General features: G+C 40.4%; 24 protein-coding genes. 8 read left to right on the top strand and 16 right to left on the bottom strand.

Features of this window, described 5'->3' with window-relative positions; all coding sequences use genetic code 11:
• Positions 1 to 136: 136 nt before the first annotated feature.
• Both B1202_RS16705 and B1202_RS09525 read left to right on the top strand, forming a co-directional pair.
• Positions 137 to 265: a KGW motif small protein gene (locus B1202_RS16705; protein ID WP_265733746.1), complete on the top strand. Its 129-nt coding sequence runs from the start codon at positions 137 to 139 to the stop codon at positions 263 to 265.
• An 85-nt stretch (positions 266 to 350) separates the two neighbouring features.
• Entirely contained in the window at positions 351 to 1097 is a 747-nt protein-coding gene (locus B1202_RS09525; protein ID WP_078190361.1) for an abortive infection family protein, read from the top strand.
• 26 nt (positions 1098 to 1123) lie between these two features.
• On the opposite strand, the gene B1202_RS09520 is transcribed toward B1202_RS09525, so the two are convergent.
• The gene (locus B1202_RS09520) at positions 1124 to 2866 is read right to left on the bottom strand and encodes an FAD-dependent monooxygenase (RefSeq protein ID WP_078190360.1); all 1743 of its coding nucleotides are present in this window, start codon (positions 2864 to 2866) and stop codon (positions 1124 to 1126) included.
• Between the two features lie 156 nt (positions 2867 to 3022).
• On the opposite strand from B1202_RS09520, the gene B1202_RS09515 reads away from it, so the two are divergent.
• Both B1202_RS09515 and B1202_RS09510 read left to right on the top strand, forming a co-directional pair.
• Complete coding sequence (locus tag B1202_RS09515; RefSeq protein WP_078190359.1) at positions 3023 to 3904, top strand: LysR family transcriptional regulator; 882 nt, start codon at positions 3023 to 3025, stop codon at positions 3902 to 3904.
• 15 nt (positions 3905 to 3919) lie between these two features.
• Positions 3920 to 4237 carry a YqfO family protein gene (locus B1202_RS09510; protein ID WP_078190358.1) on the top strand — a complete coding sequence of 106 codons (318 nt, stop codon included), beginning with the start codon at positions 3920 to 3922 and terminating at the stop codon, positions 4235 to 4237.
• 175 nt (positions 4238 to 4412) lie between these two features.
• On the opposite strand, the gene B1202_RS09505 is transcribed toward B1202_RS09510, so the two are convergent.
• Together B1202_RS09505 and B1202_RS09500 are read right to left on the bottom strand one after the other, a co-directional pair.
• The gene (locus B1202_RS09505) at positions 4413 to 5186 is read right to left on the bottom strand and encodes a nitroreductase family protein (protein ID WP_078190357.1); all 774 of its coding nucleotides are present in this window, start codon (positions 5184 to 5186) and stop codon (positions 4413 to 4415) included.
• 96 nt (positions 5187 to 5282) lie between these two features.
• A complete protein-coding gene (locus tag B1202_RS09500; protein WP_078190356.1) occupies positions 5283 to 6083 on the bottom strand; it encodes an enoyl-CoA hydratase-related protein in 801 nt (266 codons plus the stop codon).
• A gap of 106 nt (positions 6084 to 6189) precedes the next feature.
• Between B1202_RS09500 and B1202_RS09495 the strand changes: the two genes are divergently transcribed.
• Positions 6190 to 6759: a nicotinate-nicotinamide nucleotide adenylyltransferase gene (locus tag B1202_RS09495; protein WP_078190355.1), complete on the top strand. Its 570-nt coding sequence runs from the start codon at positions 6190 to 6192 to the stop codon at positions 6757 to 6759.
• An 87-nt stretch (positions 6760 to 6846) separates the two neighbouring features.
• Positions 6847 to 7413: a YceI family protein gene (locus tag B1202_RS09490; RefSeq protein WP_171262626.1), complete on the top strand. Its 567-nt coding sequence runs from the start codon at positions 6847 to 6849 to the stop codon at positions 7411 to 7413.
• Between the two features lie 17 nt (positions 7414 to 7430).
• On the opposite strand, the gene B1202_RS09485 is transcribed toward B1202_RS09490, so the two are convergent.
• Positions 7431 to 8318 (bottom strand): LysR family transcriptional regulator ArgP, encoded by an 888-nt coding sequence (locus B1202_RS09485; RefSeq protein ID WP_078190353.1) that lies wholly within the window; start codon positions 8316 to 8318, stop codon positions 7431 to 7433.
• A gap of 138 nt (positions 8319 to 8456) precedes the next feature.
• Here B1202_RS09485 and B1202_RS09480 point away from each other — a divergent pair, with 138 nt between their 5' ends.
• On the top strand, positions 8457 to 9056 hold the full coding sequence (locus B1202_RS09480; RefSeq protein ID WP_078190352.1) for a LysE/ArgO family amino acid transporter: 600 nt from the start codon (positions 8457 to 8459) through the stop codon (positions 9054 to 9056).
• Positions 9057 to 9115: 59 nt separating this feature from the next.
• Here the strand turns inward: B1202_RS09480 and B1202_RS09475 are convergent, their stop codons facing one another.
• The 5 genes from B1202_RS09475 to dapD form a co-directional block, all read right to left on the bottom strand.
• Positions 9116 to 9574 carry a peroxiredoxin gene (locus B1202_RS09475; protein ID WP_078190351.1) on the bottom strand — a complete coding sequence of 153 codons (459 nt, stop codon included), beginning with the start codon at positions 9572 to 9574 and terminating at the stop codon, positions 9116 to 9118.
• A gap of 135 nt (positions 9575 to 9709) precedes the next feature.
• Positions 9710 to 10117 (bottom strand): hypothetical protein, encoded by a 408-nt coding sequence (locus B1202_RS09470; RefSeq protein WP_078190350.1) that lies wholly within the window; start codon positions 10115 to 10117, stop codon positions 9710 to 9712.
• Between the two features lie 13 nt (positions 10118 to 10130).
• Positions 10131 to 10802, bottom strand: a complete 672-nt coding sequence (queC, locus tag B1202_RS09465; protein WP_078190349.1) for a 7-cyano-7-deazaguanine synthase QueC — start codon at positions 10800 to 10802, stop codon at positions 10131 to 10133.
• Between the two features lie 29 nt (positions 10803 to 10831).
• Positions 10832 to 11542: a 7-carboxy-7-deazaguanine synthase QueE gene (gene queE / locus B1202_RS09460; protein ID WP_078190348.1), complete on the bottom strand. Its 711-nt coding sequence runs from the start codon at positions 11540 to 11542 to the stop codon at positions 10832 to 10834.
• 113 nt (positions 11543 to 11655) lie between these two features.
• Positions 11656 to 12477, bottom strand: a complete 822-nt coding sequence (gene dapD / locus B1202_RS09455) for a 2,3,4,5-tetrahydropyridine-2,6-dicarboxylate N-succinyltransferase (protein ID WP_078190347.1) — start codon at positions 12475 to 12477, stop codon at positions 11656 to 11658.
• Between the two features lie 375 nt (positions 12478 to 12852).
• Between dapD and carO the strand changes: the two genes are divergently transcribed.
• Positions 12853 to 13563 carry an ornithine uptake porin CarO gene (carO, locus tag B1202_RS09450; protein ID WP_078190346.1) on the top strand — a complete coding sequence of 237 codons (711 nt, stop codon included), beginning with the start codon at positions 12853 to 12855 and terminating at the stop codon, positions 13561 to 13563.
• Positions 13564 to 13620: 57 nt separating this feature from the next.
• On the opposite strand, the gene B1202_RS09445 is transcribed toward carO, so the two are convergent.
• From B1202_RS09445 to B1202_RS09415, 7 genes are all read right to left on the bottom strand, one after another.
• Entirely contained in the window at positions 13621 to 14835 is a 1215-nt protein-coding gene (locus B1202_RS09445) for an OmpP1/FadL family transporter (protein ID WP_228145154.1), read from the bottom strand.
• Between the two features lie 163 nt (positions 14836 to 14998).
• Positions 14999 to 15922 carry a CysB family HTH-type transcriptional regulator gene (locus B1202_RS09440; RefSeq protein WP_078190345.1) on the bottom strand — a complete coding sequence of 308 codons (924 nt, stop codon included), beginning with the start codon at positions 15920 to 15922 and terminating at the stop codon, positions 14999 to 15001.
• Between the two features lie 56 nt (positions 15923 to 15978).
• The gene (locus B1202_RS09435; RefSeq protein ID WP_078190344.1) at positions 15979 to 17040 is read right to left on the bottom strand and encodes a sulfate/molybdate ABC transporter ATP-binding protein; all 1062 of its coding nucleotides are present in this window, start codon (positions 17038 to 17040) and stop codon (positions 15979 to 15981) included.
• 11 nt (positions 17041 to 17051) lie between these two features.
• Positions 17052 to 17939 (bottom strand): sulfate ABC transporter permease subunit CysW, encoded by an 888-nt coding sequence (gene cysW / locus B1202_RS09430; protein ID WP_078190343.1) that lies wholly within the window; start codon positions 17937 to 17939, stop codon positions 17052 to 17054.
• The gene (cysT, locus tag B1202_RS09425; RefSeq protein ID WP_078190342.1) at positions 17936 to 18769 is read right to left on the bottom strand and encodes a sulfate ABC transporter permease subunit CysT; all 834 of its coding nucleotides are present in this window, start codon (positions 18767 to 18769) and stop codon (positions 17936 to 17938) included. The genes cysW and cysT overlap by 4 nt, the downstream gene beginning before the upstream one ends.
• An 85-nt stretch (positions 18770 to 18854) precedes the next feature.
• Positions 18855 to 19460, bottom strand: coding sequence for an alpha/beta hydrolase (locus B1202_RS09420; RefSeq protein WP_078190341.1), 606 nt, complete (start codon positions 19458 to 19460; stop codon positions 18855 to 18857).
• Positions 19461 to 19493: 33 nt separating this feature from the next.
• Positions 19494 to 20507 carry a sulfate ABC transporter substrate-binding protein gene (locus B1202_RS09415; protein ID WP_078190340.1) on the bottom strand — a complete coding sequence of 338 codons (1014 nt, stop codon included), beginning with the start codon at positions 20505 to 20507 and terminating at the stop codon, positions 19494 to 19496.
• Positions 20508 to 20670 lie beyond the last annotated feature (163 nt).

Below are 20670 nucleotides of genomic sequence, written 5' to 3'. Positions count from 1 at the left end.
TTTTGCTTTTATATTTGTGGAAACATGCTAGTGTGTGATTTATGCACAATAACTATGCAAGATTAAAGACAGCAAGATAAAAGAAAGATGGATAACTAAACGAGTTCAGTATCAACACTCATGATGAGGTGATGACATGATTAAAACAGTAGCATATTCGGCAGTTGATAAGTCTGCACTGCGTAAAAAGGGCTGGAAGCTTTTTGGTGCAGTGGTGTGTTTGCAGTTGGTGTTTTTAGTTTTTGGTTATGCTTTGCAGATGTAATATTTGAACAATTAAAACCACTGTAAGGTGGTTTTTTTATCTATAAAATTATATATTTATTAAAATTAGGCGAATAAAATGTAAGATGGATAATCAGGAAAAATTAATAAAAGTAGAGACAATTCAAAACATACTAATCGCTCATGCGATAGGAAGTGGTGAAAATTCTAGTGATTATGAAACTTTGAGATACTACTTATTAAAAGAAATAGATATAAAAAACCTATTACCAAAATATGTAATAACTTGTAGAAATCTTCAGCAATTTTGGCAATTTATAAAATATGAATATAGAACTTATGGGGAGCGAAGGGATTTTATATGGAATTCTTTTCAACCGTTATTAAAAAAATTAGAATTAGATAATTCAGTTCCATCGGATAAACTCGTCACTAGTGTTGTAAAGAAAATAGATTCAGATTATATACATAGCATTTGGCATAAAGCTTTGGAGAGACGAGCATCTGATCCTGAAGGTGCAATTACTCTTTCAAGAACACTTTTAGAATCCACTTGTAAACATATACTTGATGAGCTAGACATCGATTATGGAAATAGTCCAGATATTAATCAGCTCTATAGATTAATTGCAAAAGAGTTAAGTTTGTCCCCATCACAGCATTCAGAGCAGATTTTTAAACAAATTCTAGGAGGCTGTAGTTCAATTGTTGAAGGTTTAGGAGCGTTAAGAAATAAAGTTGGGGATGCACACGGACAAGGAAAAGTTAATTTTAAACCATCTCCTAGACATGCTGAACTTGCTGTGAATTTAGCAGGGACAATGGCTGTCTTTTTATTTTCAACATGGGAAATGAAAAAAATTGAATTATAAAAAAACCACCCGAAGGTGGTTTTTTATTAAACAGCCAAGTGAATCTGTTTTAACACAGCCTTCAATGTATTTTCATAATCAAAAGCAGCATTAGTACTGTCTTGGTATCGCCAAGCGACATAACCATCTGGACGGACTAAGACTGCGCCTGATTCATGAATTTCAGATTTAGCATTCCATGTGCCATAAACGTCACGGTATTCACGTGAACCAATTTGAATCACATCTAAATAAGGTAGATTCAACGATTCAGCAGCAGATTTCCAACCTTTTCCTGAAAGACCTGTCAGTAGGGTGAAACGACCATGCCCTGTAATATCTAAAGTCGATTGCTTATCGCCTTTGGCATCAATAATCCAAGTATGTGGAACTTTAGCCCCCGGACGCGTGGTTGCTTGCAAGTAAAGCTGTTGATCTTTGGCAAAGATCTCAGGCTCAGATTCAGCAATCATGGCATTGGATGTATAGCGCTGATTCAACTCTACACCTTGGGCATTAAACTCAAAGTTTTTAATTTCTAAGGCTTGATATAGCTTTTGACGGATTTCTGCAGCTTGTTCATCTTCCGCAAAAATTCTTTGCATCATTTGAGCTTGAGTTGTGATGCCTTGGTCAAAACCAAATACCTCTTTGAGATGCTTATAGTCAAAGCGAGATTGGTTGGCACGCGCCACGATTTGCTTGCCGACAGGCGCACGCTCAGCGGTATAGGACTCAAGTAGAGTAGGAGCAGCCCAACCTTTAATGGCATATGCCAATTTCCAACCGAGGTTAAAAGCATCTTGCATACAGGTATTTGAACCTAAGCCACTTGATGGTGGATGACGATGCACCGCATCACCGCCGCAGAATACACGACCTTTTGAATATTCGGTTGCCCATGTTTGGTTCACATACCAATAAGACAATTTTTGAATTTCGACATTTTCTACTTCAGCACCGACAAAGGCATTTAAACGCGAACGAACTTGCTCTTCGGTGACTTGTGGTTCGCCTTTGGAAATATCAAAGCCCCAACCCATAATCCATTCATTCCAAGGTGTAATGGCACGGAGTAAGCCCATGCCCAAATCACCAAAGCTCGCTTCAGGGTTAACAATCCATTGCAAAATAGCAGGGCGGTTTTTCACATATTGAGAGAGATCTGCTTTAAAAGTCACATACACCGTTCCTGCACGAGCCATGATCCCTTCGAGGGGTAAATCAAGCTCTTCAAGCACTTTAGAGCGAGCACCATCCATACCAATTAAATATTTGGCACGTAAGCTAAATTCAGTTTGAGTAATACGATTAAGGAATGTTGCTGTTACACCATGTTCATCTTGGATATGCGATAAATATTCAGTATTAAAATTATAAATTGCACCACGTTCAGCCGCATTTTTTACTAACAAAGCTTCCATTTTCGGCTGAATGAGATCGACCAATGGACAAGGACTGCCTTTAATATAATCGCCATGACGTTCATCACCAGTGCCCCAAGCACTCATACGGGCTATTTCTTCACCGACTAAACTTGTGGTAATCAGGCTTTCACCCATCTGCTCCCAAGGCGTTGCAATTTCTTTGACCTGTTCTTCTATACCTAAGTCACGTAACACTTCCATCGCACGTTGGTTGGTAATATGGGCACGCGGACTATTGGCTAACCAATTAAATTGGGTAAAAAGCTGAACCTGTATGCCGTAATTTGCCAAGGCCAAACCTAAAGTAGAACCTGCAGGCCCTGTGCCAATAATGAGAACATCGGTATCGAATTGCTGTGTCATACAAAACTCCATGTGTATGTGAAGCGCAAACTTGGAATAGTCCGCAGTCTAGGCAAATGATTTTCCGAGTAGAATGGATATTCATATAAACTATAGATCTATTGGTATTTTGACTGCATGACACAGGTGATGTAGTGAGTGTGTGGAGTGAAGCGAATGGAATTACGACATTTACGTTATTTTGTGACGGTGGCGAAAGAACAGAGTTTCACTAAGGCAGCGGAAAAACTATTTACAGCACAACCATCGCTCAGTCAGCAAATTAAAGACTTAGAGCAAGAGGTTGGGGTGCAATTATTTGAACGTTCTGCTCGCAAAGTCTTACTGACCGATGAAGGGCAGGCTTTTCTGAAATATGCCGAGCAAGCACTAGAAAATGCAAAACAAGCTGTAGCAGCAGCTCGACACGTAGCGCAAGCCAAAAATAATCAGATACATATTGGCTTTTTAAATGTCGCAGAATTGAAAATTATGCCGAGTATTTTGGCGCAATTAAAACAACATATCCCTGATTTGAAAATTCATTTACATAGCTTGACGTGTACAGAGCAAATCCAAAAACTGAAAAATACCGAATTGGATATTAGTTTTACTCGTTATCACTTAAGTCATGACGACTTTACCAATATTCAGGTTTTAAGTGAGCAGATCTATCTAGTTGGCGCAGCGCATCTGCACCCATCAGATCGCATCTTAAAACTTCAAGAATTAAAAAATCACACCATTATTATGTGTGAGCAAAATGCTTCCCCTGTATTTTACGATACCTTAAATGCCTTGATTCCTTTTGATCAGCAACAACATGATCACATGCTGTGGGTGACCAATGTCATGCAGCATTTAAATTTGATTAATATGGGTATGGGGCTGAGTTTTGTGCCCGAGTATTTACTGAAGTTTTTAAATGATTCGGTCAAAGTCATTCAAACAGATGTGGATTTACCGAAACTAGGTTTATATGCAACCTATCCGCATGCATCGAATAATGTGGCATTAAAAATGATTTGCAGTGCTTTAAATGATGTGACTGCACAATAGCGTCTGGAATAGCCAATGTTAAAACTGATTTATTATGTACCTGAGTCTCACCTAGAGTCGACTAAACTGGCTGTTTTTGAAGCTGGAGCAGGCGGTATAGGCAACTATGAACACTGCGCTTGGCAAGTACTTGGAACAGGGCAGTTTAAACCTGTAAAAGGTGCAAATCCATTTATTGGTGAGTTGGATATGTTGGAGCAAATTCCAGAATGGCGCGTGGAAACCATTGTGCCTGAAGATAAGGCGAGTGAGGTCGCAAGGGCTTTAAAAGCAAGTCATCCTTATGAAGAGCCGGCATTTGAGTTTATTCAAATGGTGGATGTAAGTTTTTAATTCATAATGAAAGTTCCCTCTCCTTTTAAAGGAGAGGGTTAGGGAGAGGATTTATCAGATTATGCCCCCTCATCCTCTTGCGGAGCATGCTCATCATCCTGAAGGGAGAAGGGACTTACCTATTATTTAAAGTTAAGCAGCTAATTGCGGTTGTGACTATTCTTTTGAAAGCAAATTATATCTTCTGAATAAACAGCTCACGGTCAAAACGATACTGCGGGAAGAATACACCATCTTTAGCACGTTCACCTGCACCAATCACCATCACTGGGTATTGCTGAGCATTTAATCCTAAAATCTTCTTCACCAAAGGTTCATCAAAACCTTCCATCATACAACTGTCAAAACCATAAGCACGTAAAGCCAAAACGAAGTTTTCACAAGCCAATGCTGTAGTTTTGCTCGCCCAAAGTTTCGCATCGGCTGCATTAAATGCTGTTACAGGCAATTGTTTATCCAGTGTACGTGCAACTTTGAAAGCTACTTTCTTAAAGTTACCTAAGGCGTTGAAGTAACCTGTTTTATAGTTATAAGGAATAAACTTGTAATACTTTTGCACAGCTGCAGGTGCTTCAGGAAATGGAAATTCCGAAATATTCCGTTTTGCCATTTCATCTACACGGTCAGTACGCGCGATACAAACAATCAATTCAGCAGCAGTTTTTGCCGCCAATTGCCCTAAGCAAGCTTTCACCAATTGTTTTTTCTTTGCAGGGTTTTGAACTACATAGAATGTCCACGGTTGTAAATTTGATGAGTTTGGCGCAAGCAGGGCAAGGTCTAAGCATTCATCTAAAACGTCGTTTGGAATGGCCTTGTCGGTAAACTTACGTACAGAACGACGGCTTTGTACAACTTTTTTAAAATTCTCGATATCGATGCCTTCAGGCGCTGGCTCGTAGTAGCGTTTCTTTTCAGGTTTATTTTCAGTTTGTGATGCTGCAGTCATGTGGAAACATCCAGTTTTTTAATTTAGAAAATAGATTGGGGCTGAGATGAAAAAAACCACCCAAATATGAGTGGTTTTTTACGTTCCATTAAAACATTAATTGAACTGAGAGAAGTCAGGTTTACGTTTTTGCATAAAGGCTGCAACAGCTTCCATCATTTCTGGAGAACCTACTCGATCCATGAAAATCTCAGCTTCATGATCAATCCATGCCACGATTTCATCTACATTATGTTTCATTAATGCTTTTGATTGAACCAAAGAAGCGAGTGGTAGTGCAGATAACTGTGCTGCTTTTTTCGCAGCAGTCGCATAAGCATCTTCTTCAATGCTATTGACCAAATTTGCTGAAAGCGCTGTAGCACTGTCAAACTTCTGAGCAGTTAACAGTAATTCAGCGGCTTTATGGTAGCCGGCTTGTTGAACCAATAGCTTGCTCGATGCACCTTCAGGCGATAGACCAAGGCTCACAAACGGAATTTGGAATAGGGCAGTATTGTCGCTGTAGACAAGATCGCAATGAAGCAGAATCGTAACACCAATCCCAATGGCAACACCGCGAACCGCAGCGATCAGTGGCTTAGAAAATTGAGCAGCAGATTTTAATAAAATGAACGGTGCGCCTTCAGAAGCTGGAGCTTGTCCTTTTTGAGCAGCAGATTTCATAAAATCTTGCATGTCATTGCCCGCACTGAAGTCCGCATCTTGACCACGGAGTACAATTACACGCACTGAAGTATCCTGATCAGCTTCATCTAATGCCTTTGCAATCCACAGATATAATTCTGTATACAGCGCGTTCTTCGCCTGAGGTCGGTTAATGGCTAAGGTCAGTACGCCATTGTCCAAATTCGCATTCAAATGTTCATGGGGTTGTTGAATACAGCTCAGTGTCATCGTACTATCCTTGCGTAAAAGTTTCGTTTAGATTTTATGCTCGACATTATGTCGCATATTTCAGCCTGTGGCACAACTGCTCAGTTCATAAAAAGTTTGATTTGATATGAAATATACATTTGATTATTTGGTTTTCATTGGGCGTTTTCAGCCGTTCCATTTAGCACATCTGCAAACCATTAAAATTGCCTTGCAACAGAGTCAATATGTGCTTTTAGCACTGGGTTCGGCGCAAAATGAACGTAATATCAAAAATCCATTTTTAGCGACAGAACGTGAGCGAATGATCTTGTCGAATTTTTCAGAGCAAGATCAGAAGCGAATCAAGTTTGTGCATGTGATAGATGTATATAACGATGAAAAATGGCAAAAGTTAGTCAAATCTTTGGTGAATGATGTAGTTGAAACGAATGCAAAAGTCGGTTTGATCGGGCATTTTAAAGATGATTCTTCTTATTATTTAAAATTCTTCCCCGAATGGGAAATGGTTGAGCTGGATAGTCTAGAAGGAGCGATCTCTGCGACACCGGTACGCGAGGCGTATTATCGTGGTGAAATTCAGCGTGATGCTTTTCCTCAAGGTACCGTCGAATTTTTGCAAAAATTTCAACAGACAGACATTTATAAACAACTTCAACACAAATTTATGACTCAGGATAAAACAAATCTGCTATAAAAAAACGCTAAAATTTCTAGCACTACAATGGAGCAAAAAAATAAACGTTGTAGTGATTTTAGGCTGTGTTTTATTCAGGAGAAAAACATGAATTTGCGTCACGGAACGTTAGCAAAATATATGGGAGCCTTCGCTTTATGCTGCGTATTGCCCCTACATGCTGCTGAATGGACGCTAACGCCTAATAGTCAGGTCACATTTGGCATTAAATCTGTGGGTCTGTCTATTGTTGAAGGGCGCTTTAATAAGGTTCAATCGAACCTAAAATTTGATCCTGAAATTCCGCATAAAGGTTCAGCGCATTTACTGTTAGATGTAGATAGCATCAGTTTTAGTAACCCAAGCTTAAAGGGATTGATCTTGGGTAGTGAATATTTTGATGCCGCTGAATTTAAGCAAGTAAAGTTCGTCAGTAAACAAATCGAACCAGTGGCTTATGCGAAATATATGATTCGAGGGGATCTCACCATTCGTGGTATCACTAAACCTGTGATCTTCGATACTACACTCACTCCAAGTCCGCAAAATCCAAAAGTGCTGGATGTTCAATCTTTAGCAACCATTAAGCGTAGTGATTTTGGTATGCGTAAAGCACTGGGCGGCGTAGGTGAGCAAGTATTGATACAGCTCAAAGGCCAATGGCGGCTTGAATAACCGCAGTCTTACTGGGTTTAACACATATGATCTTTGGCATGTTGCAGCACAACAGCAGTCAATTTTTGTAATTGAACAGATTGTTGGTTCCAGTGATGCCAATACAAGGCTAAATCAATACTGAGTTCTGTTGAAAGCTCTATTAATTTTCCCGCTGCCAATAAGTCTTTACTTTGATAGTCGGGTAACCATCCATAGCCCAAGCCCATCGTAATGGCATCAAAAAATGCTGTTGAAGAGGGAATGAAATAATGCGGATATTGTGAAGGATTGAGTCCGAAATTTTTCTGAATCGATTGCGTATGCAGGTCATCTTTCTCATTAAAAATCAGTGCAGGTGCAGCCCTTAACGCATTTCGCGTCACACCTTGACCGAACCATCTTTGGATAAAATCAGGAGTTGCTACAAACCGATAATGCATTTCTCCTAGATATTCTGCGACGCAGCCTTTCATGGCTTCCGATTCTGTTGTGACACAGGCATTGACCAAACCAGCTTCTAATAAATGATGTGTTTGTGACTGATCATCGACCTGAAAATGAATCACGATTTTTTCTTCAATTAAGAGATCTTTGAGTAGCGGAAGTAACCATGTCGCAAGTGAGTCAGCATTGGTTGCAATATTGACTTGATAGAAAGCATTCGCCGTTTGTCCTGTTAGATTTTGCAGAAAATTATGTTCTAGTAATTTGCTGTGTTGTAAATAATGCAATAAAGATTGACCCGCGAGCGTTGGACGGCAGGGCCGTTCACGGACAATGAGCACATGACCTAATTTCTTTTCTAAGGTTTGCAGCCTGAGCGTGACCGCAGATGCCGTAATGTTTAAACGTAGTGCCGCTTGTTCAAAGCTTCCTGTTTCTGCAACCGCAAGAAATGCTTCACTATGTTTGCTTTGTAACATGAGTCACCTATGAGCACTAGAAATTCTATAAACTAAGAAAAACTTAGTTATATTGATATTTATTTATAAATACTTATTTTTAGCAATAAGCTTGGATAATAGCAACATTCATTTAAAGCTTTGAAAGTGTAGTTAAAAATGTTGCACAGTTATATGCAAGGGCTCGCAATTGGATTTAGCCTAATTATCGCGATTGGTGCGCAAAATGCGTTTATTCTCAAGCAAGGGTTAAAAAAGCAGTATGTCTTTTGGCTTTGCGCTATTTGTGCTGCTTCTGATTCGATACTCATCTTATTGGGTGTACTCGGATTTTCCCAATTGGTTGAAAGTCACCCTGAAATTGTCAATGGAGCGAAATATTTAGGCGCAACGTTTTTAACAGTTTATGGGGCACAGCATTTTCTGCAAGCCTTTAAAACTTCGAGCAGTTTAGCGCCAAGTGAGAAGAATGAAACCAAACTATTGAAGTTGGTGCTGATTTGCTTGGCTTTAACGTGGTTGAATCCACATGTGTATCTCGATACGGTTGTGCTGATTGGTTCTATTTCAACGAAGTTTGAGTCGACTGCTGTATATTTTGCGATTGGGGCCATTACAGCCTCTTGGGTGTTTTTCTTTGTCCTAGGATTTGGTGCGCGCTATTTATTACCGCTTTTCCAAAGTGCAAAGGCATGGAAAGTTTTAGACTTAATTATTGGCGTTGTGATGTGGGGAATTGCAATTTCATTATTGCTCTAGTTAGAAGCTCTTATTAAGTTTGAGCCCATTCCTATAGGAGCGGGCTCAAATCATTAATTTTATGCTGCTTGTAATGCTTTTAAATCTTCTAGGACTTGTTCTGCATGGCCTGCGGCTTTGACTTTACGATATTCTTTCACCAGCTTGCCATGATGGAAAATAAAGGTTGAGCGTTCGATGCCCATGACCTTTTTGCCATACATATTTTTTTCTTTAATTACATCGAAATGCTGACATAGCACTTCTTCTTTATCACTGATTAAATTAATGCTTAGATTTTGCTTTTCAGTGAAGTTTTGATGGGCTTTAACCGAGTCACGAGAAATGCCGTAGATTGGTGTATTAAGCGCATCAAACTGATCTTTTAAGCATGAAAACCCAATGGCTTGCGTCGTACATCCCGGTGTTGAATCTTTAGGGTAGAAGTAAACAATCAGCCAGTCATTGTTGAGTTCTGCAAGGTTGACTTCACCTGAGGTGGTTGGGAATGTTTGATTTGGTAAGCTAATTTCAGTCATGAAGATTTCCTTTTTCATGTCTTATCCCTAAACGGGCTTAAACAAAGTATGTGAAATATGACCATCATACAGAATTTACTTTGAACTTAAAGCAATAAAAAAGCCTGCAATTGCAGGCTTTTTTGAGACGAAAAATTATTTTTTCGCTTGAGCAGATTTCATTGCTTCTTCAGTTAAGGTTTTTAATTTACCTGTTAACTGAGGACCGAAACATGCTTGAAGGTCTTTATTTTGTTTTTGAACAAAAGCGAGTGTTGCAGGGCTTTTCTTCTGGTTGATTGTGCTTTGGATTTCCCATTTTTGAGCATTGGTTAAACGACCATCTGCTTCAACAGCACAAGTACAGTATTTGCTAACTTCAGCGGCAGTTAGTTTTTTACCTTTGCCAGTTTCTTCTTTACAAACATTAATTAACGAAGATTTTACGTTAGTGCTCTTATATGCTTGTTGAAGCTTGTCGTTGTCAGCATGTGCAACTGAAGCAAACAATGCAGCTGCAGAGAAAGCAGCAGAAAGAATAATGTTTGATTTTAAATTTTTCATAAACCCTACCTTGTTATTTCGGTATGTAACGTGTCGGATCTTCAACACCTGCGTCAACGAAACCTTGTTTACGAAGACGGCAGCTATCGCATTTACCGCAAGCACGACCTTGGTCATCTGCTTGATAGCAAGACACCGTTTGACTGTAGTCTACGCCATGTTCTATACCTAAGCGAATGATATTTGCTTTGGATAAATGTAACAGAGGTGTTTCAAATTTAAGTGGTTTTCCTTCAACGCCAACCTTTGTTGCAAGGCGAGCCATGTTGGCAAATGCTTCGATAAACTCTGGACGACAGTCTGGATAGCCTGAGTAATCAACTGCATTAATACCAATGACAATTGCTTCTGCACCAAAAACTTCCGCCGCAGCTAAAGCATATGACAAGAAAATCGTGTTACGCGCTGGTACATAAGTTACAGGGATACCGGCTTGTTCATGATCAGGAACTTCAATGCTATGGTCAGTTAACGCAGAGCCACCTAAGTTACCTAAATCGATATTAATGACACGATGTTCTACACCAGCCTGCTTAGTTAACTCACGAGCAGCATCTAGTTCTGTCGTAGAACGTTGACCATACATAAAACTTAAGGCGATACATTCATAACGTGCTTGAGCCCAAGCTAAACAAGTGGTTGAGTCTAAGCCGCCAGACAATAAAACTATGGCACGAGGGCGCATATGCATTACTCCAAATAATTCTTTAAAACTTAACGACCAGTTTCATCGTTCCAAAGCAATTTGTGTAATTGCAATTGGAAGCGAACAGGGAGATGGTCTTCTAAAATCCATTGTGCTAAATCACGTGCAAGCTGAGGCAAACGAGCAGCACCTTTTTCAACGGCAAAGGCCGGAGAGAACCAAATGGTGCTGACTTTTTCGTTTAGCTTATAGCGCTCAACTTGCTGTTTTGACCATTCATAGTCTTCACGATTACAAATCACAAATTTGATCTGGTCATGTGGCGTTAAATGGTCGAAGTTGCTAAGCAAGTTTCGTGCAACTTCACCCGATGTCGGGGTTTTTAAATCCATAACCTTTGAAACACGTGGGTCAACTTTAGACACATCTAAAGCACCACTGGTTTCTAAAGAGACTTCGCAGCCTAAATCGGCCAGACGAGTCATGAGGGGAAGAGCGTTCGGTTGAGCAAGCGGCTCACCACCCGTCACGCAAATATAAGGGGTTTTAAAATCTAAAGTGGTTTGAATAATTTCTTCTAATGATTGGCGTTCACCGCCTTCAAACGAATAGGTTGTATCACAATAAGTGCAACGTAACGGACAGCCCGTCAAGCGGATAAAGACCGTAGGCAAACCTGCGGTATTGGCTTCACCTTGCAATGAATAAAAAATCTCCGTAATACGTAAACCCGCAGACGGATCAGAAACAGGAATAGCGGAAGATCGAAGGGTACTCATAACAAAATTAACCAGATATAAAAAAACAAAAAATCTCTACGATCATTGCTAACCGTAGAGACGAGGAGCGATAGAGGCTCCACGGAACACGAATGCTCCGCTGAAATAAAGACTTAGTCTTCGCGTAATAATTCGTTCAAGCTTGTTTTCGCACGAGTTTTCGCGTCAACTTTTTTCACGATTACTGCAGCGTAGAGGCTGTATTTACCGCATTTAGACGGCAAGCTACCAGAAACCACAACAGAACCCGCAGGAACACGGCCGTAATGGATTTCGCCAGTTTCACGGTCATAAATCTTAGTTGATTGACCAATGAATACGCCCATTGAAATCACAGAACCTTCTTCTACGATCACACCTTCAACGATTTCAGAACGCGCGCCGATAAAGCAGTTGTCTTCAATGATTGTTGGGTTTGCTTGAAGTGGTTCAAGAACGCCACCAATACCAACGCCACCAGACAAATGTACGTTTTTACCAATTTGAGCACATGAACCAACAGTTGCCCATGTATCAACCATCGTACCTTCGTCAACATATGCACCAATATTGACATATGAAGGCATCAATACAACATTTTTCGCTTGGAAAGAACCTTTACGTGCTACAGCAGGTGGTACTACACGTACACCAGCAGCTTTAAATTGTTCTTCAGTCCAGTCAGAGAACTTAGTATCAACTTTGTCATAGAAGCGTAAGTCACAAGCTTCCATTGGTTTGTTGTCGTTCAATTTGAATGAAAGCAAAACGGCTTTTTTCACCCATTGATGAACAATCCATTCACCATCAATTTTTTCAGCAACACGTAATGTACCGTTATCTAGGCCAGCGATCACTTCTTCTACTGCTGCACGTACTTCAGCAGGACAGTCAGCTGCAGTGAAATTAGCACGGTCTTCAAACGCTTGTTCAATGATTGTTGAAAGCTGAGACATGTTCTTCCATCCAGAAAAAAATTTTCCAAGATTTTACACTAAATCGAGTCAAAAATAGATGGTAAATCGGCCTAGGATCGGAATTAATTATTAAGCAAGCGCTAAAACCAAGAAACTAAGGGTGATGGATGTAGCACTTTCATAAAATTTGTATAAAAAATACGCAAAATATACAGAATTGTTCTCAAGCATCATTATTATGTTTAAAAAAATCAAATAAAAAATCTTTATTAATCAACATTAAAATCTAAATGTATCAAAAGTTAACAAAAAATCAGTAAATTTGCATAAAAGTTAAGCGGAGTTTCCTTTTAACATGTGCCATATAACAAGACTGTAGAAATCTGAATAACAGTTTATTTTGAGGAGAAACACATGAAATCATTACGTTTATTAACAGTAGCTGCTCTACTTACTGCTGCAGGTACTGCAATGGCAGATACCTCTGTAGTTCATGATGGCTATGCATTTGATCAAAACCAACTTATCCCAACTGGCGCTCGTCTAGAAGTGGGTACGACTGGTTATGGTGGTGCGTTACTTTGGACTGCGAACCCATACGTCGGCCTTGCTTTAGGTTATAACGGTGGTGATATTTCATGGTCAGATGACTTATCTGTAGATGGCGTAAAATACGACATGGATATGGATAACAAAGTTGGTTACTTAAATGCAGAAGTACGTCCTTGGGGTGCAAGTGCTAATCCATGGGCTCAAGGTCTTTATGTTGCTGCGGGTGTAGGTTATATCGACACTGAATATGGTTTGAAATCTACAGCGAAAAGCGGTGAAATCGAAATTGATGGTAAAGAAACTTCTTTCGAACGTCTAAACGGTAAAGTATCTTACGATAATGATATCGCACCATACCTAGGTCTTGGTTTTGCACCAAAATTGAATAAAAACTGGGGCGTATTCGGTGAAGTAGGTGCTTATTACACTGGTAACCCAACTGCAAAATTAACGGCTGTTGGTGGTACTGCTGCTGACCGCGAATTACTTGCTGACCATGAACGTAGCATCGAACAAGATGACAAATACGAATGGCTTCCAGTAGGTAAAGTAGGTGTGAGCTACCATTGGTAAGTTCTTACTGAAATAAAAAAACGAGCTTCGGCTCGTTTTTTTTGTTTTCAAATGCGTTTAAAATCTGTGACCAAATTTCAGTCCATAGATCATGGCATCATTGTCTGAAACACTTGCAAGACCTGAAATATGCGATGTTTCTGTATTCGATGGTTTTGAGAGCTTCATATAATACAGGCCCGTCGCTAGAAAATTGTTCGGGTTAAATTTGTGCATCACACCTAAACCCAAACCGCGATAGCCATCACTTGGGTTTAAGGTAGACGCCGCATTTCCTGTCCCGTTGTCCCAAATAAATTCTGCAGCAGCGAGCCAACTAGGATTAAATTGATGTGCAATCCCCAATTTTCCTGACCATTGATCTTTTTGATATTCCACCAATTGGATATCCGCTAAATCACGGTATTGCGGATCGAGTGCTGCGTATTGAAGCACGGCATTAAACTGCGGTGGTTGAATGCTAAAATCTTTCCAATTAATCCAACGAACTGTGCCGTATACAACATTGTGTGGGCTAATAGCTGTTTGAAATTCAAAATTGACGCTTTGTGGCGTTTGAATGGATGTATGGGTGTCAGGGACTAACTGAAAAGGACCATTTGAATACAAAGTCGATTCAGAGGTTTTATTGTCATGTTTGATTTTTGAACGATAGGTCAGGCTGGTTTTAAGCGCGTATTCAGGGATTTGGTAGCTGAAACCGAGCAGCCAACCGAGCGCTTCATCTTGTTTAAAATCGGTATGGTAGCCATTGAGCGCAGCATATTGTTGCCCAGATATTTTTAAATCACCCTTAAATGTTTGTAGGCTTAAACCGCTATAAATATTCCAATTTTTATTGGGTTGATAGCCCACAAGTCCAGTTAGGTTATGCGTTCTAAAGTTAATATCGGCGCTTTCAATATCGATATTTGAGCCATCTGGTAAGCGAGGACTATATTGATAACTAATGTCGGTATGAAAGGGTTGCTCATAAATCACCCCCGCAGAAATATTTTCATGCGGTTGAATTTTAAGTGCAAATTTCCCAGAAAATTGTTGATGGGCGAGATTCCCTGTAGAAAAATCAGTGATGCCCAATTCACTAATTAAGCCTTGATTCTGAACTTTGCCGTCAACTTGAGCATCGACATAAGCGAAACTGGCTTCAGTATAATTTCCGGGTTCAAGAAAGGCCGAGATCGATTGATCTGAGTTTTCTATTCCTGCTGCATACATGATCTGTATGGGGCAGACGATACCGACTGCCACTGCGACGAATTGATTTTTCATAAAGTCCTGGCTTATGGGTCGGAAGTGATGAAGTTTTAATTTTTATTGTGTTGAACGTATTTTAATCACAATTAAAAATAAAGCCAAGAAAACTTAGATAAAATATGAATTTACCAATAAAAAAGAGGACAGCATGTGTCCTCTTTATTTGTCAATTGGGATATCAGTCTTCTGGGTAAGCGACTTTTTTCAACGCTTTGATGTCAGCATCTGGTGAACATAAAGAAATAAACTCATAGCCATAACCGCGTAGCAAATGTCCTTTGCGTACAGCTATCCAAGTGGTATTAACACCAAAAATATCGGTAGGAATCTGTTTTAAACGGTAGTCACGTTCTGGGTCATATGCCACATCGTTGACAATACCCACCCCCATATTGAGTTCAACATAGGTTTTAATAACGTCTGCATCAAGTGCGGACATTACGATATCAACATCAAAGCCTGAATCTTCAAAGGCTTTATCAATTTTTGAACGACCTGTAAAACCACCGTGGTAGGTAATAATTGGATAGTTCGACAAATCTTCAATGGTGATATTTGATTTTTGGGTCAGTGGATGCTCTTTAGGCGTAATGATGCTGTGTTGCCAGTTGTAGTAAGGTACGCTTGCCAGGTTATCTTCATTGGTTAATGATTCGGTTGCGATCCCAATATCCGCTTCACCTTGAAGGAGCATTTCAGTAATTTCAACAGGGCTTGCTTGTTGCAAAATTAGATGAACTTTTGGAAATTCTTTTTTAAATTGGTTCACAATCGGCGGCAAGACATAACGCGCTTGCGTATGTGTAGTCGCAATCGTTAATGTCCCTTCATCCACTTTGTTAAAGTCATCTGCCAGACGTTTAATATTGTCTGCATCTACGAGCATGCGTTCAACGATACCCAATAATGACTGGCCTGGTTCGGTTAAACCAAGTAAACGTTTACCTTTACGGATGAACAGCTGTACACCAAGTTCATCTTCTAGATCTTTGATGTGTTTACTCACGCCAGACTGCGAGGTGTAAAGTGCAGCAGACGCTTCTGTTAAATTAAAATTCTGACGTACGGTTTCTCGAATAATTCTTAATTGTTGGAAATTCATAATTTTATTTTACCTTAAAAGCAAGTGGGGCTTGTGACGGCCCCAACTTTTTTGTTTTATGCAACTTGGTTTTCAAATAAATGCAAGTTCGTTGCACTTAACCATACCGTTTGATTTGGGCGGAATTGATGCGCTTTCGCTTCATCTGCCGTTAATGAAATTTCAATCAGATTGCCCTGACGGTCATGCAATTCAGCAATCACTTTACCTGCAATCCAAAGCTCACGTACAAAAGTCGCTTGGATGGCATTTTCTTGCGGCTGTGCATGAATGCGTAGTTCATCCGGACGGGCAAAGGCAATGACATTTCCTTGCGGCGCATTGGCGTTTTGTGGCAACAAAATTCGGTCTTCACCAATTTGAATGAGGCCATTACTATTTTGACCTTCAAAACGGTTGGCTTGACCTAAAAAGTCAAATACAAACGGTGTTGCAGGTTTTTCATAAACTTCACGTGGCGAGCCAATCTGTTCTACGTTACCTTTGTTCATCACAATGATTTGATCGGCCACTTCAAGCGCTTCTTCTTGGTCATGGGTCACGAAAATAGAGGTGATGTGGAGTTCGTCATGCAAGGTACGTAACCAACGGCGTAATTCTTTACGAACTTTGGCATCCAATGCACCAAAAGGCTCATCCAGTAATAACACACGCGGCTCAACCGCTAATGCACGTGCTAGTGCAATACGTTGACGTTGACCACCTGAAAGCTGAGCAGGGTAACGGTCAGCCAAGAAACCAAGCTGAACAAGATCAAGCAAACGAGTAACCCGTTTTTTGATTTCCGCTTCTGATGGACGTGTTGCACGTGGGCGTACGCGTAAACCAAAAGCAATGTTGTCAAATACGGTCATGTGGCGGAACAGTGCATAATGCTGGAATACAAAACCAACTTCACGTTCACGGACATGAACTTTAGTGGCATCTTCACCTTCTAAAATCACTTGGCCGCCATCGGCAGATTCGAGACCTGCAATGATACGTAGCAGGGTAGTTTTACCACAGCCTGATGGGCCAAGCAGCGCAACGAGCTGACCATCTGGGAAATCTAAAGAGATATTTTTAAGTGCATGGAATGCACCAAAGTGTTTTTCAATATTTTTTACTTGAATACTCATGAGGTCATTCCTTAAGAAACTTGTGAATCTTCTTTACGCTTGTCTTGTCGTTCCTGACGTAGTTCAACCCATGTTTTTAAAATCAGGGTCACAATCGCCAAGAGCGCTAATAGTGAAGACACAGCAAAAGCAGCACTAAAGGTATATTCGTTATAGAGGATTTCTACGTGTAGCGGTAAGGTGTTGGTTTCGCCGCGAATGTGACCTGAAACCACAGAAACTGCACCAAACTCACCCATTGCACGTGCATTACAGAGAATCACGCCGTAGATTAAGCCCCATTTGATATTTGGAAGTGTCACTTTCCAAAAGGTCTGCCAGCCTGAAGCACCCAATACGATAGCTGCTTCTTCTTCCTCAGTCCCTTGAGCTTCCATTAACGGAATCAGCTCACGTGCCACAAAAGGAACGGTAATAAATACAGTCGCAAGGACAATGGCTGGAACGGCATATAAAATTTTGATGTCGTTATCCATCAGCCAGCCGCCTAACCAACCTTGAGTACCAAAAATCAATACCAACATTAAACCTGCAATGACTGGAGAGACTGAAAATGGCATATCAATAATCGTGGTTAAAATTGATTTACCACGGAAATTAAACTTGGCAACACACCATGCCGCAGCTACACCAAAGACCACGTTTAGCGGTACGGCAATCACAGCTGTTAGTAATGTCAGTTTCACTGCTGATAATGTATCTGGATGAACCAGTGCTTGGAAGTAAACGCCAACACCTTGTTTAAAGGCTTCAACGAAAACCAAAACCAATGGCAGAATCAGGCAGCTTAAGAAGAAAATTAAAGCAATGATGATCAGGGTATAACGAACCCATGTCGGTTCACGCGTTGCATCACGCGACTGTAATTTTTCCGCAAGCGCATTACTGTTCGTATTCATCGTGCAGTTCTCCCTGTACGGCGACTCGCCCATGCTTGAACCAAGTTAATTAAGAATAAAATGGCAAAAGAAATCACCAGCATCACAACTGCAATCGTGGTAGCACCTGCATAATCATATTCCTCAAGACGAGAGATGATCATCAATGGGGCAATTTCAGTTTTGAAGGGTTGATTACCTGCGATAAAAATCACCGAACCATATTCACCCACACCGCGTGCAAAGGCCAAAGCAAAACCTGTTAACAGCGCAGGAAATAGAATAGGTAAGATCACTTTGGTCACGATCTGAAAGCGATTTGCACCCAATGCTGAAGCTGCTTCTTCAAGTTCAGTCTCTAGGTCGCTCAGTACAGGCTGTACAGTACGAACCACAAACGGAATACCAATAAAGATGAGGGCCAAGGTAATACCGATCGGGGTATATGCGACTTTAATGCCAATAGGTTCAAGGTACTGACCGATCCAACCGGTAGGTGCATATAACGAAGTTAATGCAATACCCGCAACAGCAGTTGGCAATGCAAAAGGTAAATCAACCAATGCATCGACAATACGTTTACCCGGGAAGGTATAACGAACCAAACACCATGCTAAAAGCAAACCAAAAACCACATTAACTAACGCAGCAATAATGGCGGCACTAAAACTCAGTTGTAACGATTTTAAAATACGTTCTGAGCTTAAAATCTCCCATAGTCCATCCCAACCGATACCTAAAGATTTAATAAATACGGCCGAAAGGGGAATGAGCACAATTAAGGATAAATACGCTAGGGTAAAGCCTAGAGAAAGACCAAATCCTGGCAGCACTCGGGATCGCTGCGACATGATGACTCCTCAAAATGAGAAAAGCTGACTTAAAAGGTCAGCAAAATTAAATAAATGATTTTGCGACAAGCTTAAAGCTCAGTGCTTAAAAAGCAAATTGAAATAAATACTTGTTTTCATCAGTAAAGCTGATATGTTTCATGTGGTTTTCTGAAATTAAGTAATTGAAAATTTCAGGAAACGGTCCAAAACCTGATGCAACATTAATGTGTCCTACAGCACCCATATTCACAGGGTAGAGCTTCCAAGCATCTGCAAGTTGTTTTGCATCTTCAAAGCCAAGCCAAGGATCATTTTCACTAATCAACATCGTTGTCGGCACACGAATACTCAGCTGATGAAAAAATGCTTTGTAATCCGTTGTACTGTCGCGTGCAAAGCCGTTTTCTCCAAAGCGTGCTGGATTGGCTGGCGCAACCAAAACTAAATTTTTGATTTTTTTATTGAGTTCTGGATGCAATGCCAATGCTGCCACCGTGGTTAAACAACCAAAGCTATGCGCTACAATTTGAATTTCACCCTGTAAAGGTCGTACGGTTTGAACAAATTGTTTAATCCAGTCTTTTAGTACAGGGTGATTCCAATCTTTTTGCTGAACACGAGAGCTAGACATGAGCTGACGTTGTAACCAAGATTGCCAATGTGCGTGTTCACTACCGCCTACACCCGGGACAATTACTGTATGTGTCATGTCAAGTTCTCCTGATTCAGCCAATGACTGGTTTTATTTTCCGTTGTTGGCTTTAACGATTTGGTCAAACACGCCGCCATTTTCAAAGTGTGCTTTTTGGACTTTATCCCAACCACCAAATTCTTTATCAATGGTTACGAGTTTAAGTGGCTTAAAGAATGACGCGTATTGTGCAAGTGTTGTAGGGTTACGTGGACGGTAAAAGTTCTGAGCTGCGATTTGCTGACCACGTGGTGAATAAAGGAAGTTTAAATAACCTTTGGCTAAATAAAGATTGCCTTTTTTCTCCGCATTTTTTTCAAGAACAGCAACAGGTGGCTCAGCTAAAATTGAAAGTGAAGGAGTCACAATTTCAAACTTACCCGGTTGTTCACGAATCGCTAAATGTGCTTCATTTTCCCAAGCCAGTAATACATCACCAATACCACGTTCAGCAAAGGTTGTAGTCGAACCACGTGCGCCTGAATCGAGTACTTTCGTGTTTTTATAAATCTTACGGACAAATTCTTGAGCCGTTGTATCATTACCACCCGCTTGATGTTTTGCCCAAGCCCATGCAGCTAAATAGTTCCAACGCGCACCGCCTGAGGTTTTCGGGTTTGGGGTAATAATACCTACGCCTGGTTTAACTAGATCTCCCCAATCTTTAATTGCTTTTGGGTTGCCTTTACGGACTAAGAACACAATGGTTGAGGTATATGGCGTTGAGTTTTGTGGAAGTTTTTTTTGCCAATCTGCAGGTAAAAGTTTGGCTTTTTCTGCAATCACATCAATATCCGCTGCAAGTGCTAAAGTCACCACATCGGCATCTAAGCCATCAATGACTGCACGCGCTTGTTTACCTGAACCACCGTGAGATTGTTTAAAATTAATTTTTTGACCTGTACGGCTTTCCCAATATTTACTGAAGTCTTTATTCACACTTTCATAGAGTTCACGCGTTGGGTCGTAAGATACGTTTAAGAAGTCTTTTGCAGCTGCGCTAAAAGAAACCGTCGAGATGACTGCAGCAAGAACACCCAATTTTAATTTTGCGGAAATACTCATGTGAACCTCAATAATTTTTACTTTGTCTGTAACATGGGGGAAGAATAGCGCCAATCTTTATGCATAAAAAATAATTAAAAATGAATTTTATATGAATAAAAAAGATAACAGGTGTGTCTACGAAAAAAAAGCATCGACCTTATGCGAAAGGAAGATGCTTTTC

This window comes from Acinetobacter amyesii (assembly GCF_002018365.1).
Taxonomy (GTDB): Bacteria; Pseudomonadota; Gammaproteobacteria; order Pseudomonadales; family Moraxellaceae; genus Acinetobacter; species Acinetobacter amyesii.
The sequence above is the reverse complement of the archived record's forward strand: the minus strand, read 5'-3'. Positions and strand labels throughout refer to the sequence as shown.

What these genes read in the sequence shown, in the direction of transcription:
- B1202_RS16705 (WP_265733746.1), top strand. Translation starts at nt 137, where the DNA reads ATGATTAAAACAGTAGCATATTCGGCAGTTGATAAGTCTGCACTGCGT.
- B1202_RS09525 (WP_078190361.1), top strand. Translation starts at nt 351, where the DNA reads ATGGATAATCAGGAAAAATTAATAAAAGTAGAGACAATTCAAAACATA.
- B1202_RS09520 (WP_078190360.1), bottom strand. Translation starts at nt 2,866, where the DNA reads ATGACACAGCAATTCGATACCGATGTTCTCATTATTGGCACAGGGCCT.
- B1202_RS09515 (WP_078190359.1), top strand. Translation starts at nt 3,023, where the DNA reads ATGGAATTACGACATTTACGTTATTTTGTGACGGTGGCGAAAGAACAG.
- B1202_RS09510 (WP_078190358.1), top strand. Translation starts at nt 3,920, where the DNA reads ATGTTAAAACTGATTTATTATGTACCTGAGTCTCACCTAGAGTCGACT.
- B1202_RS09505 (WP_078190357.1), bottom strand. Translation starts at nt 5,186, where the DNA reads ATGACTGCAGCATCACAAACTGAAAATAAACCTGAAAAGAAACGCTAC.
- B1202_RS09500 (WP_078190356.1), bottom strand. Translation starts at nt 6,083, where the DNA reads ATGACACTGAGCTGTATTCAACAACCCCATGAACATTTGAATGCGAAT.
- B1202_RS09495 (WP_078190355.1), top strand. Translation starts at nt 6,190, where the DNA reads ATGAAATATACATTTGATTATTTGGTTTTCATTGGGCGTTTTCAGCCG.
- B1202_RS09490 (WP_171262626.1), top strand. Translation starts at nt 6,847, where the DNA reads ATGAATTTGCGTCACGGAACGTTAGCAAAATATATGGGAGCCTTCGCT.
- B1202_RS09485 (WP_078190353.1), bottom strand. Translation starts at nt 8,318, where the DNA reads ATGTTACAAAGCAAACATAGTGAAGCATTTCTTGCGGTTGCAGAAACA.
- B1202_RS09480 (WP_078190352.1), top strand. Translation starts at nt 8,457, where the DNA reads ATGTTGCACAGTTATATGCAAGGGCTCGCAATTGGATTTAGCCTAATT.
- B1202_RS09475 (WP_078190351.1), bottom strand. Translation starts at nt 9,574, where the DNA reads ATGACTGAAATTAGCTTACCAAATCAAACATTCCCAACCACCTCAGGT.
- B1202_RS09470 (WP_078190350.1), bottom strand. Translation starts at nt 10,117, where the DNA reads ATGAAAAATTTAAAATCAAACATTATTCTTTCTGCTGCTTTCTCTGCA.
- queC (WP_078190349.1), bottom strand. Translation starts at nt 10,802, where the DNA reads ATGCGCCCTCGTGCCATAGTTTTATTGTCTGGCGGCTTAGACTCAACC.
- queE (WP_078190348.1), bottom strand. Translation starts at nt 11,542, where the DNA reads ATGAGTACCCTTCGATCTTCCGCTATTCCTGTTTCTGATCCGTCTGCG.
- dapD (WP_078190347.1), bottom strand. Translation starts at nt 12,477, where the DNA reads ATGTCTCAGCTTTCAACAATCATTGAACAAGCGTTTGAAGACCGTGCT.
- carO (WP_078190346.1), top strand. Translation starts at nt 12,853, where the DNA reads ATGAAATCATTACGTTTATTAACAGTAGCTGCTCTACTTACTGCTGCA.
- B1202_RS09445 (WP_228145154.1), bottom strand. Translation starts at nt 14,835, where the DNA reads ATGAAAAATCAATTCGTCGCAGTGGCAGTCGGTATCGTCTGCCCCATA.
- B1202_RS09440 (WP_078190345.1), bottom strand. Translation starts at nt 15,922, where the DNA reads ATGAATTTCCAACAATTAAGAATTATTCGAGAAACCGTACGTCAGAAT.
- B1202_RS09435 (WP_078190344.1), bottom strand. Translation starts at nt 17,040, where the DNA reads ATGAGTATTCAAGTAAAAAATATTGAAAAACACTTTGGTGCATTCCAT.
- cysW (WP_078190343.1), bottom strand. Translation starts at nt 17,939, where the DNA reads ATGAATACGAACAGTAATGCGCTTGCGGAAAAATTACAGTCGCGTGAT.
- cysT (WP_078190342.1), bottom strand. Translation starts at nt 18,769, where the DNA reads ATGTCGCAGCGATCCCGAGTGCTGCCAGGATTTGGTCTTTCTCTAGGC.
- B1202_RS09420 (WP_078190341.1), bottom strand. Translation starts at nt 19,460, where the DNA reads ATGACACATACAGTAATTGTCCCGGGTGTAGGCGGTAGTGAACACGCA.
- B1202_RS09415 (WP_078190340.1), bottom strand. Translation starts at nt 20,507, where the DNA reads ATGAGTATTTCCGCAAAATTAAAATTGGGTGTTCTTGCTGCAGTCATC.